Here is a 16,058-nt window from a genome sequence, read left to right as displayed (position 1 = left end):
AGCTATTTGTTCTTGTGTCGTTCTAGCAGAAACAATAATATAACCTATAGTAGTGTGGAAAGATTTATCACAAGAATACCCCTATTAACAGTAATGACTACTAATAGTCGGCGGACCTTTCTCAAGTCGATTGGGCTAACAGTTGGTGCAGCAAGTGCCAGCGGCGGCATCGCCATCGCACAGCAGTATCAGAATGCAGATAACGAAATGGCGACCCCAACGGATTGGGCTATGTACCGTGGTGGGGTTGGCCGAACAGGAGCCTCCGCACAGAGCGGTCCGAGTTCGCAGGCAACAACTGAATGGTCGATGGATCTCAATGGGGGAATGTATGCCACAGAGCCAATTATCGCCGATGGAACGCTCTATCTTGCAGTAACAACGGCGAACTCGCCAAGTAATAATAAAGGATACATCGCTGCCTACGATCCAGCATCGGGCACCAAGAAGTGGCAGCAGTCAGGCTTTGCTCGACCAAGCACACCCGCGCTAGGCGGAGAGGGTCTCTATGTCGCGACGAGCACATCATCTGATGATGACAGCAAGGGAAGCTTCCATGCACTTGATCCAGCGACTGGCGAGACAAAATGGAGCCGCCAGGAATATCATTCTGGAACCCCGCCGGTCGTCGCAGCTGGACGTGTTTATACAGATGGTCCCGGAGCATCCGCGCTCGACGCTGCGAGCGGTAAAACCGTCTGGAAACAAGACAACGTCACTGGTATCGCATCGTTTGCTAATGACACTCTCTTCTACAGTAGCGGGATAGCGTTAAATGCCGCTGATGGATCCAAACAGTGGAGCGTCGATACTGATACCGTTCGCCTCCATGCAGTTAGCGACGGGCAGGTCTATGGTGTTGGAAAGACCGACCAAGGGCTGAACATCCAGGCGCGATCAGCGAATAACGGAACGGTGCAATGGACATCGGAGATCGCAGACGTGCAGTACACTAGCCACCTCACAATCGCTAATGGACGAGTGTTCTTCCGGACTGGCACATATCGCAGTTCGGAAATAATGGCACTTGATTCGGCGACAGGTGACGTAGCGTGGACATACGAATCGTCGGACGCGGACATAGGGAGTGACGTGACCGTCGCCGACGGTGTGCTTTACGCTGGCGGTCGAACAAAACCCGGACGTGGGGCGGGAGAAGCAATTATTGTCGCACTTGATGCTTCGTCAGGCGAGCGCAAATGGCAGCACACATTAGGTAGCTGGGAGTTTAAGGAGTACGGCCCCGCCGTCTTTACGCCCGTCATTGCGAACAACAAAATCTTCGCTGCAACGTACCCAATGGGTTCGACTATTGATAACTATTATACCGACCATGGCAATTTCCATGTGATCGGTGACAAGAACGGGTCGAACGGTGACGGGTCAGGAACCACCACTACCACCACAAACGGAGACAACCCCAATGATGGTGGAGAACAGACCAAGACGACAAGTACAAGCCACCAGTCCACAACAGCCACGACCACTACCGATCAACCGTCGACAACATCAACAACGACCGACCAACCCCGTTCGACGACAGCAACCAACAACACCCAACCCACTACAACACCACAGACAACAAGCGCTCACTCAACAACCAGGCCAACACAGACCACTACAACCTCAACATCAGGGCAGCCAGGGTTTGAATTCCTTGCAGCGCTCGGCGGACTTGCTGGCGTCGGGTCCTATCTCGCTGCACAGATACACGATCGTGATGAGTGAACTGTCCATCCTACTCACTCACCACTGACACCGCCTAGTTCGTGAGGCAGAGCACTGTTCGAGCAAAGCACTATACAGGGCTCAAGCCAACTACCCTATCCTACTCGCTTGAAGCCTGTGTTCGCCCACATTCTTTGCTACGTTGTAATCTGCGTTCACTGTCACCATACATTTCTCACTCTTGAAGAAATTGGGTTCCGTGCTGTTGCCATCGCCGTATGTCCGTACTCACAGCGTGAGGGGATACCCCCGCCGTCCTTGGTTACTTTCACCGTACGGCGTAGCCGTACTCCCATAGCGGTCGAACGCGGTAGTAAGATACTCACAACAATGCGTCCGGTGTTCAAACGCGACACAAAGCGTGCACCGGTCGCGTGGCCCGAGTGTCCATCCGGGAGGAGTGGGACACTCCGACCCGTCTGTCACGGGAAATCGCCTGCGGAGTCTGGAACCGCTGTGAATAGTTTTTGCACGTTCTAACACAGAAACAGGAAGCTCCGTCCTCAATAAGCGAGGGCCGGGGAGGCCCGAGCGCGGTCGAGCGGAGTAGGTCACTTATCGTCGTTGAGCTTGAATTGGTCGTGTTCGCTTGCCGTGTTGAGAACGACGCTTGTATTGCTCTCGTTAATATCTTCATCGGTGAGAAGCGTCTTGATCTGTTGATTCATGCCGTCAGTATCGGTAAATCTCCCGATTGCAATGATGTCATAGTCACCAGTAACCTCATAGACGCTAATCATCTGAGTTTGTCCTTGAAGCCGGTCGGTAATGTCTGGGAGTGCAGTCCCTTCTACTTTCAGCTGGATAACCGCAGTCACGTCATAGCCCAGCGCATCGTAATCCACTCGCGGAGTAAACCCCTGAACAACGCCAGCCTCTTCTAATTCCGAAAGGTGGTTTGAGACTGTCGTTACCGATACGTCAAGCTCTTCGGCTAGACTTCGAAGACTAGCTCGTCCATTGCCTAAAAGACTATTCACAAGTTCCACGTCTATATTTTCATATGTCATCATATTCTGCAACACAACCCTTCTTTGTAAATTTAACGAATATGAAGATGATTACCAAATATTAAAATACAATACGGTATAGTGACTTATCTGAGGATCCTATAAAATATATCAGAGTAGATATAGTTCTCGTCATTTAGTAGGATATTGGAGGTCTGCTGCTCTACTCATATCTTTATCCGGACGATACAATTGCCGAAGTCCTCTCCGAGGAATCGAACTTAGGTAATGCCAATTGAGACAATCTCTCTCATTCATTAATCCAAACTATTATGCACACAGTGTACAAGAAATATAGTATGGCTAACTACAAACGGCCTGCACTCACCCCCGACACTCACCAACAATTAGACATCTATCGTGCAAAACACGGTTATGATACCTTCAACGAAGCCATAGAAGCACTCCTCAATGAAGCCAACTCCGAAGAGGTCGACAAATGAGCAGCCGATTCGAAACACTCTCAACCACCCACAACCTCACTGCCCACCAACTCCGCGACATCTACTGCACCATTGCACTTACCCTACTCGCCGTCCTCAGCATCGAAACCATCCCCCTCCCCATCTCCATGTATATTGCGCCTGCAACCAGCCTCGCCGCACTCGCACTCCTCCCCGCTATCTACTGGCTGCATGGCACACCAAAACGGTCGCCACTTCTCTACGCCATCACCATCTTCGCCGGCTACGCAATCATTCAGAGCACACTCACGCTCACCTACGACACTCTCAGCCACGGTACTGGATTGGTACGCGCACGCCTTCTTGCATCCCAACTCGTCGCGCTCGCCGCAGGCGCCAGCACGTACTACGTCCTTCGCGTCGTCCTTCCCACGCTCTCAACGCAGGAACGCGCACGCACCATCACTACCGGCGCACTCCTTTCACTCATCCCGGCGATGCTATCTGTCGCCTACATCGCCACCAACATCGAAGCATTCGCTGTTCTCCCGCGCCTCGTCAACTCTTTCGCTCCGACCGGCTTTGATGGTGCATGGCGCGCAAACGGCTTTGCGAGCGAACCCGCACACTTCGCATACCTTCTCGTTACTATCTTCATCCCGATTACGCTCATCGGCGGCTGGAACGCCTACCTGAGCCACCAGGGTCATCTGCCGTGGGTTGCAGCCAGTCTTGTGTCAATCGTCGCGCTCGCCGGAACGTTGTCGACAACCGGCATCATCATGTTCGTCGCATTCATCGGCACCTATCTCATCCTCAGCAAACGATGGCTGCTCTCACTGGGCGCGATCGCAGCGACACTTGCTACAATCGCCATTTTCGTCGTTTTCTACCCGCATATGTATGTCTCCGTGATGATCAAATACCTCATCTCGGGTGGCTGGGAGCACTCCATACTCACACGCTACTATAGCACTATCGGGCCGCTTCTAGCATCTATCTCATCACTGCATGGCTTCGTCGGCTATGGGTTCGGGAGCACTGGTCTGTACGCTGGCGAACTCCTCCCGCCCGCCGCACTTGAGGGAATGCAACACGCATCTAAGGGCGGGGCTGGCATTCACCTGAAAACGCTTATCGGCCGCATCGTCGCCGGAATTGGGATTCCCGGACTCCTACTGTACGCCATGCTCTATGTTGCGTCCTATGTCCAGCTCGCACGTCTCCACGACTATGCGTTCGCCCCTTGGAGTTGGAGTGTGAAGTATCGTGTGATAGCGACCGCGCTTGTTATCGCAGCATTCGGGCAGGGGATTGGCGCGGCATCATGGGCGATTCCGGTGGTGTGGCTGTGGTTCGCGTGGATTGACGCCGATAGTGTCCATCATACTCCGTCCGTTAGGCGGTGATGTTCGCGGACCGAACCGAGTTCGAGCCAATCGACGCCGAGAACGTATTATTCTGCAAGTAATCCCCGAGATAGATATTATATTCGCAGCCAATCGCCACTGAGATCTTCCCCGCAACACACCGATTATTCGTAATCCGGGAATTCAACACGTTCACCTCCAGCCGAATGCAGGCACTGTCCGGACTCCCAATATGATTATTCACCACCGCATGACCCGTTTTATCATTCCCGAGACGGACGCCATGCACGCCCGCCCCAATAACCGTGTTCCCTTACACCTTCGTCGCTGACCTTGCTGCATTCATCCTGTCCGTGCCAGCATTCCGAATCGGGGTTCTATGAATCTCCGCATGATTCCCACCGTCCTCAGTATCGACGCCAGTAGTACCGGTATCGCGGATGATGTTCGACGATACTTTCCCGTCAGCAATCAACACCTCATGATTGTTCCCGCCAAGAATCATGCTTGATGTCACAGTGACCTCCTGCGAGTTCGGGACGTTGTAGCGAACTCCGTCGAATCCATCCCATCCAATGTAGCCGCACTTCCCCGTCGATATTCGCGTTCAAATCCCGTTCGACGCGGACAGATTCACGCCAAGGAGATCATTAACGACGTCATCCTGCGTGATCCCACCACTCAATTCCTTTATTTGGTAGGTGTTCCCGCGATTTGACAGCGTCGTTGTGTTCACGCTCGTCTCTACCTTGACAACCTTTAGCAACTCGCCCAGACTCGGCGGAGTCGGCGTTGTGCCCAAACGAACGATAGTAGCTTTGACAGAACCCTGTCAGAGGCGAGAAAGATCTCAGTCGGTAAACAAACAGCAGCTTTTACTTGTAAGCCTTTGATGTTAAGATGATGAGTGTCCCTCCCATAAACCTTTATGGCAGAGTTTGGATAGCTGGGGGAGTCGGTCTCGTTGCTCTCATGGCAATCCTGGCTATCTTCCAACCGATGCTCGCGTATCTCGTCGCACTCGTAGTTGCATACACTGTCCTCATTCTGACGAACAAGCGGCTAGATTTCTTCACTCCAAGCTACCTGTTCGCAGCAGTGTACGGTCTCTTTCTTACCATTGGCAGTGCATGGTACTCCTTTCGTGGCGATCCGGCACTGTTTTCTTCTATTGTACTAGGGTTCGCCGCGTTCGTCGCTGGCGTCTACACAGTCGACAAAACCATTGACTTCCACACTACTGTTGAACTACAGCGCTTCCTCGACCGTCCCTGGAAGCATAGCTGGACGGATCCAGCCCCACGTCTCGCATTCATCGGTCTTGTCGCCACAACACTTCTCGGTAGCTCCCTCTACTACTTCACATACGGCATCCCGATTCTCAGTCAGATCGGCGAAGCATCCCGTCTTTCTTCACTCTCAGGTCAGGACTATTATATTCATTTTATCATGGTACCGTTACCGTTCTTGGCCACCATCGCATGGCTAAAGGCGCGACTGAGCGACAACCGACTCTACTTCGCTAGCGCTATCGTCATCCTCGGCATTACAGGCGCCGTGATGGCACTGACTGGTTTCCGTGCGTTGATTGGTCATCTTCTTATTCTCTTAGTCATCAGTGATCAGTTCATCACCCGACGGATCAACTTTCCCATCATTGGCGCTGCTGCCGTTGCCTTCCTCTCGCTATTCCTCCTGATTACCACTGTCCGGCACCAGTCGGTCGATGGCACTCCGCTTGCAATTGCAGGTCAGCACATCCGTCACCGCATCTTCCTCGTCAACAGTGAGAATCTCCGCTTCGTCCTCGGTCACTTCCCGGCCGAACATAGCTATCTGCTCGGCCAGGGGTATATAATGGATCTCCAGTCGATGCTTCCAGGGCCTCAGAAAGCATTCTCTGGCTGGATAACACAGCAGAGGTGGCCAGGGCTCAAAATACCTATTGGAATGACACCAACGATAATTGGCGAGAGCTACGCCAATTTCGGCTACATGGGCGTGATCGCCGTCCCGTTTTTAGTCGGTGCGACGATTCGAGCGATATTTGTCCGACTAGTCCGGAGTCGCAAGCGTATTGGGACGGTCGCATTTGTGGCTATGCTCGCATTGTTTTTCGCAAAGGCGGTCCTCCGCGGCATGGGTCCAATTCTCTTCGTGAAGATTCTCCCACTTGCACTCGTATATGTCATCTTGGAGGTACTGGCGTTCATCCAGCCGATACGCTATCTCCAAGCGAATTCTGTTGGCCTACGATAACGGACGGAATTTGTCCTATTATTTCTCTGCCGAGGATTAGGCCAAAACGAGAGTTCACGCTGAATCCTACCCGTAAACAGGTGGGTAGCTCAAGCATCATCGTGGAGTCCAATGGCGGTGGTGCGGCTGGGATTACGGCCGAGTACGAACATCGGCCACATGTTGATTAATGATGTTGAAATACATAATGATAGAAATGTAGTGGCGGATAACAAGACTATCAGGTTAATTGAGGACGTATGGGATAAATGGTGGGCTGTTGTCTGCAAGAATGCCGTCGGATATCTCTTGAGGGAGTCTATTTTCAGGTACATCCGTGGCTATGATGAATAATTTAGGGACGGCAAACAGGACGTTCTGTTGTTTGCAAGATAATATGATGTTTGGCTAATAGCTAGGAGTTATACTGGCCTCGCTTCTGGGGGTGTGTGGTGCGTCCAAATGATTGCGGCGGTGATTGCTGCGGCGAGCGGAATAAATAGCCGGAGCACAATGCCTTGGGTCGCCCATGTGAGGTTAGTCGGCCATAACAGTACAGTCCCGATGAGGAGGAGGGGATAGCTACCGCGCGCGATATAGCTCTGGGCAGTCCGCAGATGAGTGAGTGCGCCGAGCGCCAGGCCGAAGAGGCCGCTGCCACCCAGCACGCCGAGGACGCCCCAGTTCAGATAGAGTTCGCCGAGCAGCATTCCGCTCATGGTTGTGTGACTTCGGTTCTTCCCGATCATGATGACTTCAAGCTGGTCGCCATATCGGAGGGGCATTCCTGGCCACTGAATCATCGGCGCGCGAAGCAGTGTCTCGCCGAAGGCATAGGGATGCTGGCTGGGGACTTGAATGACGGTGCCAGCGAAGACTTCCAGGCGGACAGTCTGGATCAGTCCGCGCATGAGTAGCCAGAGTTTCCCATCGCCGAGAATGGCTGCCTCGAAGAATCCGCTAATGGCGACGAGGACGCCAACGGCACTAACTCCAGCGATGAGTTGGCGCTGCGTGACGTAGTTTGCGAAGTAGACATATGCAAAGATAATGACGATGGGAATGAGAATCACCATTCGTGCGCGCGTGAGAACGGCAGCGGTGAGTACAGTTCCGCACACGCTAGCGAGGATAGTCGTGTCTCTGGATGTCAGTTGGTGTCGAGACATCCCCGGCCAGTAGGAGACGAGCGTGGTGATAAGGCCGCCGAAGAGGCCGAGTAATCCGAGCATTCGCCAGCGCCCCGTCTCCGGGACGGTTGTGAAGGCAGTGCGTGGTGTGACGGTCAGCATCTCGATCGGGCCGCCATTCACTAGCACATAATAGGTGTAGGAGAGCCCACCGATGGCGAACCCAGTGATGCCGAGCAGGCGGAGGCGCTGCGGGGGGACGTCACTGCGTCCGGGGACGGTGACGGTGTTTGAGAGGCGTAGTCGGACGCGCGTTGTGGCGGCGTGCCGATAGCCGTAGACGGTGAGGAGGTAGCCGAGTAGGACGAGTGAGAGCGCGGCGAATAAACCGTCTGTTGTTGTGACTCCCCGGAAGTAATAGCGGCCGGTGGCGAGGAGGAAGGCTGCGGGGAAGATGGCGAAGTAGGCGAGGATGCCGTTAACGATGACGAGTGGGTGGAGGATGTCCTGGGGGGCGTGCTGGAGCGTAGTTTTGGCGACGGCGGCAGTGAGGAGGGCGAGGACAATGGCGGTCCAGGTCCAACTCATTTGTCGCTCCCGTTGGCATTTTCGAGGAGTGCTTTGATGGCGTCGTTGAACGTGTCATAGCCGTTTTTCGCGCGGTATATATCTAGTTGTTGGTGTGTCGTTGGTTTGAGCGCGGGTCGTTTGTATTCGGGCACATTAGCACATTTGTACATCCTGTACATAGTACTTTGGAGTATACGAAGAAAATATTGAATATTAACTATCTTTGCTTCTTTGACAGTGTTTCGAGCACCTACTACATCGCTCTCGTCGGAAATAGCTCAGAATTTAATTCTTATTTTTTAACCCTGTTTCCCTCATTTTTGCTCTCTTTCACGCTTCATTGCTGGTCAGAATCTAGTACCTGCGTTTAGCTAAAAAGCAGTCACGTCTATTCATCGAATGAGATACCGAGCAACTTCACGCATAGGCCCGAAACTCAATGGGATCCGTTCTTCGAACGAATTGAGCAAAGATATCTCCTCATCTTCAATGCCTCCGTACCTGAGAACCACAATCATATAGAGAATTATAAAAATGGCTTCTGCCACTATGAACGTTGACAATGTGAGGGTGAACACGGTTGTGGTAATCCAAGAGATGCAGAGCCAGAGAACTCCTGCTGCAAGGCCTGGACCGATCTGTTCACGTCGGAATGGATGGACACCGGTTTCCCGGTAGAGAAACACGAGAAAGAGCCCATTCATTAGAAAATAGCTACCGGTCGTTGCGACTGCAGCACCGAGATACGAGTATTGGGGGATGAGGATTAGATTGAGGACAATGTTTAGGCCTGCCACCAAGATGTTGTCATACATCACGAGACGTTGCTTCCCTATCGCAGTCAGCATATCACCGCTTGGTCCTGCAATGATATGTGCGAAAAAGCCGATCGTCAGAATGGACAATGTTAGAGCTCCGTTAGAATACTCCGGTCCGAATGTGTATCGGATTATGAGCCCAGGATATGTGACGAACACTAGGAAAAGGGGGAGAGACACAACAAAAATCCATTTTGCTACAACCTCGTACGTGCGAGCCATTTCGTCCGTCTTCCCGTTCGAGTGTAGCTCTGAAATGGTCGGCATGAAAATGAACCCGAATGCGCTCAGTGTGATAGTGAGGAGTTGTGCGAGAGGGTAGGCGACGTTGTACACACCGACATCGCCAGTTGAGGCCATGGCTCCAAGCATGAAGGTATCGAAATTAGAGAGGAGCATGTACATTGTTGCGGTAATCATGAGTGGCGCTGAGAACGTCAGCAGATCACGATGCATTGGAATCGCATCCAAGGCATTGAATAGTGGTGTACGCCGGGCGAGATAGTGTATCGAGAGGGCAGTCGCGACTGCATATGCACCAGCGTACGCTGCCGCTATCCCAATTGAGCCAAGCCCGGCGATTACTGCGACAGCAATGAGCCCAAAGCGAGTTACTGGAACAGCTAGATTCTGGATATAGACGCGAGGGAATGCGTCTTGCATTCCGCGAATACTGCCGACCGTCAGTCGGACGACAGCGACAAGCGGTATAGTCAATCCGAATATCCGAAGTACATTCACTAGATCGGGGTCGTGAAAGACGTCAGTTGCAAGCGTTTTTGCGAAAACGGCGATTGTTACTCCGGCGAAGAGGGCGACTGGAACGACGATCTGGAATGCTGACGTCATTACGCCGCGACGACGGGCAGGGTCATCGAACCGAGGAAGATATCTTCCAACACCGGTGTCGGTCCCAATGATGACGATGGTCGTTACCGCTGTCATCATCATCGCTCCCAGTGAGACTGCACCGTAACTTACTTTCCCCAATTCTCTTGCAATCACTAATCGGCCAAGGAATCCGAGGCCTAGTCGGCAAGCAAGGCCGATAAACAGGATACCACTTGACGCTAACAGTGAACCAAAAATAGAGTCAGAGTCAACATTCATGCGTATTTATGATTATTCCAACGCTATCGCGAAGTTCGTTAATGGATTTTACTAGAAAATAGGTGGAGGGCATGTCTATCATCTAACGCTCGGGACGATGAAGCCCATATTAATAGACGTTACCACTCTCGGCCCAAAATGTAATTATTTGTGAAAATGGCTGTGCCGACCGAAACAATTCTACAGTTGGACCGAGATACCAAAACTAACTGGAGCGACCCCGACTATATGAACATACCCTATCAGGAAAACATACAGCGAGTACTCGACGATCCCTCGTCGCTTCATGACCAGTTGCTTGCAGCAGGCATGAAGATTCATCGACGGTTGGGCTCCTACTATGTATCCGGTGAACCACTTACCATAATGGACGCAGAGTGGGATAATCTTCTCATCCTTGACGCGTGTCGGTACGATATGTTTGAATCCCACCATAGCTTCCCAGGAACCCTCAAGAAAGTACGGTCGGCAGGAAGCCAAAGTAGAGAGTTCCTGGAGTACAACTTCTCTAACAAAGAATATCATGATACGGTCTATGTTACAGCGAATCCATTTGCTGCGACACTAGACGACGGTACCTTCCATGCTGTTATAGACTTATTTGACGAGGCCTGGGACGAAGAGTTGCTAACTGTCCGTCCTGAGTCCGTCGTCGACGCTACTCTTCAAGCAAATGAAGAATACCCAAATAAGCGGATTATCAGCCACTTTATGCAGCCTCACTATCCTTTTATCGGAGAACAGGGCCAACAGATAGACACTGGCGGAGTAACCGGGAACACAGTCCGGACTGAAGGAAAGACAAGAGCTGACGCCACCTCGATCTGGTCCCGGCTTGAGACTAGAGACAACTCCCTAAGTGAATCAGCTGTCTGGGACGCCTACGTGGAGAACTTCAAACTCGTAGAAACACACGCAAAAACACTATTCAAGGAGCTCGACGGGAAATCCGTTGTAACATCTGATCACGGGAATCTCTTCGGCAAGCGACTATGGCCAATCCCCCTAAAGAAGTACGGACATCCACCAGGTCTGCGGTTTGACGAACTCGTCCAGGTCCCCTGGCATGAACCTCCATTCGACGAACGTCGTCAGATCGAAAGTAATCCCCCAGAAGAATCATCTTCGGTCGCAGACGACGTTGTAGAAGAGCGACTCAAAAACTTGGGTTACGCGTAACCCAGATCCTCTAGCCGATCTTTTATTTCGTCGGGAACGTCGTTGTCTTGGCTGACTTCCCGAGTTTTCAATTGGTCGATGAGCGTCTGCATCCGCTCTTCCGCATCGGATACTTCTTCCGTGCCGGTCGTTCTGAAGCCGTTCTGAGTCTCGTATCCGTAGAAGTCAACGGGGGCAACGTATCCATGTAGTTTCTGGTCATACGCGGGAATTTGGTCCTCATACCCGTTTTCTGCCAGTTTCTCTTCACTCCAAGAGGTCAGACCTTGATATTCAGCAAGGAACTCTTCATCGTCTACCTCTTCGAGGAGACTGCGTCCACGGGAGTCACCCTCAAGACCGGCGATGTCCTGAATCGTCGCGTGCACGTCGAGGATACTAACGGACGCTTCAGACACACCGCTCAGTCCGTCGCCGGAAATGGTGAGCGGTACGTGAATCAACTCCGGATAGACGCCGTACTCGTGTCCCCATGCATCATGTTCTCCGAGTGATTCACCATGGTCCGAGAGGGTGATAACGTAGTCAAAGTCCTCTTGGAGACGGCCGAATATCTTCTTGTAGATGTCTGAGAGGTATCTCGCGCAATCGTCGTAGGCCTGTTTTGTCTGCTCAGGGTCCATGCCGCTGACGCTGATATCTCCGACGGAATCAGTGAGGTCGGGTTCGCTGACCGAGGCGTACTCAGGTGGTACCCTGTATGGCTCGTGAGCTTCCATGACGTTGATGAAGAGGAACTCCTGGTCCCCGAAGTCCGTCTCTTGTACGTGCTCCAGTGCCTCGGCAGCACCGCCATATTCGGTGGGATTGCCTCCTTCTCGGATGAGTTGGAACCCTTTGACTAACGACGGGATAGTTGCAGTATCGTCGCGGTAGCACTCATACAGAGCATTCAGGTACTTCTCCACGCCTTCTTTGTCGGTTTCACGATTGAATTTCCGCCATTCGAAGATTCGATCGTCATTCAGATGCTCCATCTTATCTGGCGCACCGAACTCGGTGAACCCTCTATCGAAATCAAAATGCCCGGAAGCGTTCGTGTTAGCGCTGAAAGCCCGTGTTGTATAGCCTGCCCTCTGCAATTGTTCCGCTAACACCGGCTCATCACAGTCGAGGTACATATTCTTCGAATGTACCCCTACCTCGCTTGCGTATTTGCCGGTGAACAGCGAGGCATGAGCTGGAATCGTCCAGTTCGCAGTTGAATAGGCGTGTTCGAAGCGTTGGCCCGGCAGCCAATCAAAGTGCTTGTCAAAGTAATCCTTTCGCAACGTATCGAGGACGACGAGTGCGATATTGCTCATTTTTATAGCTCCTTACTTACGCGCTGTCTATAGCGGTCTGTAATAGTACTTCTCGCTCTCTTCCGCTCTGTATTATTCTTGTCATCCTATTTTTCAAAACCATGGACATAATTTTCCGTTATTGCATGATTGTTCATTAGAACGGAGGGCTTTCTATTAGAGTGCTAACTCGGACGGAAGCATAATGCTTGTGCATCTAAAACAGACTACTGTCGCCCTCACAAGAGAGTGATACACAATATGGCTAAGATCGCAGTCGTCCATCCTGATTTCGCCGTCAAAGGAGGCGCAGAATCTGTCTCTCTCAACGTCCTCGAAGCACTGCAAGACGACCATGACGTTACTCTCTTCACCACAGCAACCCCGGATTTCGAGGAACTGAATCAGTACTATAATACGGAGATCAAACAGCTGACGGTCTCAGTCCCAACGACGAATCGTTTATTGAATACAGTTACGGAGGACAAAATTGGCCTCTTCAAATATGCAGTTCTCAATCGTTGCGTGCAAGATGCCGTAGAGTCATTTGATTTGGTGATCGGAACATACAACGAATTCGGCACAGCGAATCAATTTCTACTCTACATCCATCATCCACTGTACGCTGAACCCGAGTACGCGCTTGACGCACGGACACAAAGCACGGCACGGAGTCTCTACAAACAGCTTTGCCAGCGAGTTGCCAGTGTGACACCGAAACAGCTTCAGTCAGGACGAATATTAACGAATTCAGATTGGATAGGAGAGCTTGTCGCCGATGAATACGATGTCCAGCCAACGACCGTCTATCCACCTGTGAACGCCGAAGCGTTCGCTACTCCTCCTCTTTCAGACCAGGAGCCAGGATTTGTTTCGATTGGTCGGTTTGCTCCTGACAAGAAAATTCTCCGTAATATCGAAATCGTCGTTCGCCTTCGTGAACTGGGGCATGCTGTCCATTTACACCTTATTGGACCAGATCATATGTCTGAATACCAGCAGAAGGTAGAGGAGGTAGCCAGCAAATACGATTACATCCATATCGAAAACGAACTTAGTCACGATGAGCTGACGCAGATGGTTAGTAGCCATCGGTACGGTCTGCATGGCAAACCTAACGAACACTTTGGAATGGTGGTTGCTGAGATGGTCGCAGGCAACACTCTCCCATTCATCCCCGACAGTGGCGGGCAACCCGAAATAGTGAACAGGCGCTCAGAACTCCTTTACACGTCAGTCTCAGATGCTGTCGAGAAAATTGACGCCGTTCTCTCTGATCCGGAGCTCGAACAAAAGCTGAGAGACTCCCTACCGCCTATTGGTGATCGCTTCGGCCGAACCAGATTCCGTGAGGAAGTCCAAGAGATCGTAAGTCAGGAAGTGACTAAGTGAACTACCCTACCCTACCGCTCGCCTGACGGCTCGCGCTTGCGGGTAGGGCTTCCTGCTTCAACGACGCGCTTTGCAGATACGGACGTATCCACAGGGAGCGCAGCCTCCACAGGCGTTGATTCGGAGTGTCCCACTCCTACCTGCTTGATGCCCCGAGAAAGAATGTTCCACGCCGCATTCGCGTCCCTATCCGCCGTGGAACCGCACGACGGACAAGAGTGTTCGCGGACCCACAACGGCTTCTCGGTCGAGACACCGCATGCCGCGCATTCCTTCGTCGTTCCCGCCGGTTCGACGGCGACGAAGTGCGTCCCGTTCCGCTCACACTTGTATTCGAGTAGCGAGAGGAACGTTCGCCACGCGGCGGACGCCGTGTTTCGACTGTTCGATGGGGATTCGAGCATCCCCTTCACGTTCAAGTCCTCGACCGCTACGAGGTCGTATTCCCGAGCGTAGTACGCCGAGAGCTTGTGAAGGAAATCCCGACGCTTTCGCTTCAGGTCGGCGTGACAGTTCGCCACTCGCCGACGCTGACGTTCGTAGTTGTTTGACCCGTATCTCTTCCGTGAGAGCTTGCGTTGCTCGCGTTCAAGCCGCTCGCGTTCGTCGGAGAGGTCGAGCGACCCGACGGCGTGACCGTCGGTATCGTGGGCGTACTTGAGAATCCCGACGTCGATGCCGACGCACCGCTCGGGATTCTCGGGTTTCGTCGGCGGCTCACGGTCGAGTTCGACGCCGAAGGTAGCGTACCACTCACCGGTCGGCTCCTTCTTGAGCGTGACCTGCTTGAGTTTCGCGTCGTTGGGTATCTCGCGGTGGAGCCGTATCGGTATGTCGCCGAGTTTTGAGAGGCACAGTAGCGTCCGACCGCCCTTCTTGTCGAGCTTGAAGCCGGATTGACTGTACGTGAAACTACGGAACTCCCGTGGCGGTTTCCACTTGAGTATCCCGACGCCGTACCCCTTCTGCTTGAGCGCGGAGAGGCCCTTGAGATTGTCGAACAGCCGTTCTACGACGGTCTGAAGGACCTTTGAGTACACGTCGGTGAGGTCGTTCCACCACTTCTTGAGGTCAGGTAGCTCCGACCGAAGCGAGGTCATGGACGGAAGTTCGCCGTGTTCCTGGCGGTACTCGCCGAGTCGGTGGCGAAAGTGGTTGTACGTTTGCCGACAAATATCGCGGTGGCGGTCCAACTCCTCGCGGTGGGCGTCGGACGGCTTGAGTCGATACTTGTAGGAGTAGTACATCAGGACTCTCGTTGCTCTTCGACGTATTGTTTCAGAACGTCGAGCGATACCTGCCCCGTCGAGAGGAGGCAGTAGGAACTGTTCCAAAACGAATCGCCCCACAGTTCGTTCTTCAGTTCATCCTCGTACTCGTTGCGGATGCGACGGGCGGTCGAACTCTTCACGGTGTTGATGAATTTCACGAGGTCTGTGGTCGGCTTCGCTCGGAACAGGACGTGTATGTGGTCGTCCTCGCCGTCGAGATTGACGAGTTCGACGCCGTAGTTGTCCGCGAACCCTTCGATGACGCCTCGAATGAAGTTGGTTCGTTCTTCGGTTAGCACTCCTCGCCGATACTTTGTCGTGAGTATCAGGTGATAGTGGAGCGAGTAGACCGAATGCGAACCTGAATCGAGGTCGTACTGCATTGGGTTCAGTAGTTAGTACGATACCCTAACGCAAAAAGCTGCCGACTGCGTGGGCCTGTGGGGTGGCTACCGAACACGTTTGAGAACTGTGCGGCGCTGTATCCCCTCCCTACTCCGTTCGCTCCGCTCACTACGTGGAGGAAAGGGGCTTAGCGCCACGATTAGCTAATCT

General features: G+C 52.6%; 13 protein-coding genes. 7 read left to right on the top strand and 6 right to left on the bottom strand.

Going from position 1 to position 16,058, the window contains the following annotated elements; all coding sequences use genetic code 11:
• The first annotated feature begins 93 nt into the window (after positions 1–93).
• Positions 94–1,728: an outer membrane protein assembly factor BamB family protein gene (locus tag ACRYA2_RS19595; protein ID WP_433632056.1), complete on the top strand. Its 1,635-nt coding sequence runs from the start codon at positions 94–96 to the stop codon at positions 1,726–1,728.
• 551 nt (positions 1,729–2,279) lie between these two features.
• On the opposite strand, the gene lrp is transcribed toward ACRYA2_RS19595, so the two are convergent.
• The gene (gene lrp, locus ACRYA2_RS19590) at positions 2,280–2,738 is read right to left on the bottom strand and encodes an HTH-type transcriptional regulator Lrp (RefSeq protein ID WP_433632053.1); all 459 of its coding nucleotides are present in this window, start codon (positions 2,736–2,738) and stop codon (positions 2,280–2,282) included.
• Between the two features lie 299 nt (positions 2,739–3,037).
• On the opposite strand from lrp, the gene ACRYA2_RS19585 reads away from it, so the two are divergent.
• From ACRYA2_RS19585 to ACRYA2_RS19570, 4 genes are all read left to right on the top strand, one after another.
• On the top strand, positions 3,038–3,181 hold the full coding sequence (locus ACRYA2_RS19585) for a hypothetical protein (protein WP_433632050.1): 144 nt from the start codon (positions 3,038–3,040) through the stop codon (positions 3,179–3,181).
• Positions 3,178–4,551, top strand: a complete 1,374-nt coding sequence (locus ACRYA2_RS19580) for a hypothetical protein (RefSeq protein ID WP_433632048.1) — start codon at positions 3,178–3,180, stop codon at positions 4,549–4,551. Before ACRYA2_RS19585 ends, ACRYA2_RS19580 begins: the two co-directional genes overlap by 4 nt.
• A gap of 864 nt (positions 4,552–5,415) precedes the next feature.
• Complete coding sequence (locus ACRYA2_RS19575; protein ID WP_433632045.1) at positions 5,416–6,771, top strand: hypothetical protein; 1,356 nt, start codon at positions 5,416–5,418, stop codon at positions 6,769–6,771.
• A gap of 111 nt (positions 6,772–6,882) precedes the next feature.
• Positions 6,883–7,104, top strand: coding sequence for a hypothetical protein (locus ACRYA2_RS19570; RefSeq protein ID WP_433632043.1), 222 nt, complete (start codon positions 6,883–6,885; stop codon positions 7,102–7,104).
• A 68-nt stretch (positions 7,105–7,172) separates the two neighbouring features.
• Here ACRYA2_RS19570 and ACRYA2_RS19565 read toward each other — a convergent pair whose 3' ends face one another.
• Both ACRYA2_RS19565 and ACRYA2_RS19560 read right to left on the bottom strand, forming a co-directional pair.
• Positions 7,173–8,468 carry a hypothetical protein gene (locus ACRYA2_RS19565; RefSeq protein WP_433632040.1) on the bottom strand — a complete coding sequence of 432 codons (1,296 nt, stop codon included), beginning with the start codon at positions 8,466–8,468 and terminating at the stop codon, positions 7,173–7,175.
• A gap of 374 nt (positions 8,469–8,842) precedes the next feature.
• Positions 8,843–10,378 carry a flippase gene (locus ACRYA2_RS19560; RefSeq protein WP_433632037.1) on the bottom strand — a complete coding sequence of 512 codons (1,536 nt, stop codon included), beginning with the start codon at positions 10,376–10,378 and terminating at the stop codon, positions 8,843–8,845.
• A 156-nt stretch (positions 10,379–10,534) separates the two neighbouring features.
• Between ACRYA2_RS19560 and ACRYA2_RS19555 the strand changes: the two genes are divergently transcribed.
• Positions 10,535–11,557, top strand: a complete 1,023-nt coding sequence (locus tag ACRYA2_RS19555; protein ID WP_433632034.1) for a hypothetical protein — start codon at positions 10,535–10,537, stop codon at positions 11,555–11,557.
• Here ACRYA2_RS19555 and ACRYA2_RS19550 read toward each other — a convergent pair.
• Positions 11,548–12,861 (bottom strand): sulfatase-like hydrolase/transferase, encoded by a 1,314-nt coding sequence (locus tag ACRYA2_RS19550; RefSeq protein ID WP_433632031.1) that lies wholly within the window; start codon positions 12,859–12,861, stop codon positions 11,548–11,550. The two genes, ACRYA2_RS19555 and ACRYA2_RS19550, sit on opposite strands and share 10 nt — an antisense overlap.
• A 240-nt stretch (positions 12,862–13,101) precedes the next feature.
• Here ACRYA2_RS19550 and ACRYA2_RS19545 point away from each other — a divergent pair, with 240 nt between their 5' ends.
• Complete coding sequence (locus tag ACRYA2_RS19545; RefSeq protein ID WP_433632028.1) at positions 13,102–14,232, top strand: glycosyltransferase family 4 protein; 1,131 nt, start codon at positions 13,102–13,104, stop codon at positions 14,230–14,232.
• A gap of 11 nt (positions 14,233–14,243) precedes the next feature.
• On the opposite strand, the gene ACRYA2_RS19540 is transcribed toward ACRYA2_RS19545, so the two are convergent.
• Together ACRYA2_RS19540 and tnpA are read right to left on the bottom strand one after the other, a co-directional pair.
• The gene (locus ACRYA2_RS19540; RefSeq protein ID WP_433632026.1) at positions 14,244–15,479 is read right to left on the bottom strand and encodes an RNA-guided endonuclease InsQ/TnpB family protein; all 1,236 of its coding nucleotides are present in this window, start codon (positions 15,477–15,479) and stop codon (positions 14,244–14,246) included.
• Positions 15,479–15,886 carry an IS200/IS605 family transposase gene (tnpA, locus tag ACRYA2_RS19535; RefSeq protein WP_433632023.1) on the bottom strand — a complete coding sequence of 136 codons (408 nt, stop codon included), beginning with the start codon at positions 15,884–15,886 and terminating at the stop codon, positions 15,479–15,481. The genes ACRYA2_RS19540 and tnpA overlap by 1 nt, the downstream gene beginning before the upstream one ends.
• Between the last annotated feature and the right edge of the window lie 172 nt (positions 15,887–16,058).

It is taken from the genome of Halomicrococcus pelagicus (assembly GCF_050954125.1).
Note: the sequence above shows the minus strand (reverse complement) of the source record. Positions and strands in the feature narration are given on the sequence as shown.